Here is a 1,508-nt window from a genome sequence, read left to right as displayed (position 1 = left end):
CTAGACGGTATGACGTGACCGGCTCGTCCTGAGGCGGTTGCGGGCCGGGGCCTCGCTCACGAGATTCGTGGGTTACCGAGCAGGGGCTGCCTGCTCGGCCTATCCGACATTCGTGGGAGGCCCCGGTGTTCACCGAGCGTACGAGCGTGGGGCTCGACGTGCACGCACGATCGGTCGTCGCAGCAGCGATCGACGGCGTCACGGGCGAGCTCATCCAGACCAGACTGACCCCGTCACACGAGCATGTCCGATCCTGGCTGTCCGGTCTGCCCGGCCCGGTCGCGGTAGCTTACGAAGCAGGCCCGACCGGGTTCGGACTGTCCCGCGCACTGAGGGCAGCCGGGATCCGCTGCGAGGTCGTCGCACCGTCGAAGCTCCAGCGACCCAGTGGTGATCGGGTCAAGACCGACGCGAAGGACGCCGTCCACTTGGCCCGGCTGCTCAGGTTGGACGAGTTCACCGCCGTGTCGGTGCCATCGGTGGCGCAGGAGAACGCCCGCGACCTGGTCCGAGCGCGCGAGGACGCCCGCGGCGATCTGATGCGAGCCCGGCACCGATTGTCGAAGCTCTTGCTGCGTCAAGGCATCGTCTACTCCGAGGGCCAAGCATGGACCGCAGCCCACGAGGCATGGTTGCGGCGCCAGCGGTTCGACTCACCGGCGCTGCAGATGACCTTCGAGTCCGACTTCGACGCCGTGCTCACCGTCAAAGCGCGCCGCGACCGGCTCGATGACGCGATCGCAGTCATGGCCGCGGACAGTGAGTTCACCCCGCTCGTGCGCAGGCTGGGGTGCCTGCGTGGTGTCAGCAACCTGACGGCTCTGGCACTCGCGGTCGAGATCGGCGACTGGCATCGGTTCAGTGGCAGCACCATAGGTTCCTTCGTCGGGCTGGTGCCGTCGGAGTACTCCTCTGGGCAATCGCGGGTTCAGGGCTCGATCACCAAGACCGGCAACACGCACGTGCGGCGCCTGCTGGTCGAGGCTGCCTGGCACCACCGCGCCCGTTACGTGGTCGGCAAGACCATGCGCGACCGCTGGGAACTGGCATCGCCAGCAGCTCGTGCTCGTGGCGATGCCGGGAACCGGCGACTGAACGCCAGATGGAACACCTTCCGTGAGCGTCGCAAGCGGCACGTGGTCGCCAACGTCGCGATCGCCCGCGAGCTGGCCGGCTGGTGTTGGTCCCTGGCCGTGCTCGAGGAGCCCGAGGGGTAGGTCCCACAATCCGGTTTCGTCGACCAACGTGGTGGAAGCAGCGCGTGGAGCGACCCGCGATACAGCTATGAGCAGCCTGGCTCCGGCTGGGTGATGCTCGACCCTAGACAAGCGGTCCGCTCCTGCCGAACACCCCGTCCTGCGGTAACCAACCCGCGCATATCAGTCTGACCGCGCGTCGCCAACGACACGCTCACCATCGACAACGTCAACGAAACCAGAGGCGCCCGCCCCCACCATCGGGGACGGGCGCCTCACCCTGCCTCTTGACAGGAAGCCGCTACATATCAG

The 1,508-nt window shown here is 67.3% G+C and carries 1 protein-coding gene; it reads left to right on the top strand.

Translation table 11 applies throughout. The annotated features are described in order from the left end of the window. Positions 1 to 125: 125 nt before the first annotated feature. Complete coding sequence (locus KU893_RS22370; protein ID WP_257441540.1) at positions 126 to 1,217, top strand: IS110 family RNA-guided transposase; 1,092 nt, start codon at positions 126 to 128, stop codon at positions 1,215 to 1,217. Positions 1,218 to 1,508 lie beyond the last annotated feature (291 nt).

Origin of the sequence: Nocardioides daeguensis, assembly GCF_019192965.1 — a bacterium.
GTDB classification, from domain to species: Bacteria; Actinomycetota; Actinomycetes; order Propionibacteriales; family Nocardioidaceae; genus Nocardioides; species Nocardioides daeguensis.
Note: the sequence above shows the minus strand (reverse complement) of the source record. Positions and strands in the feature narration are given on the sequence as shown.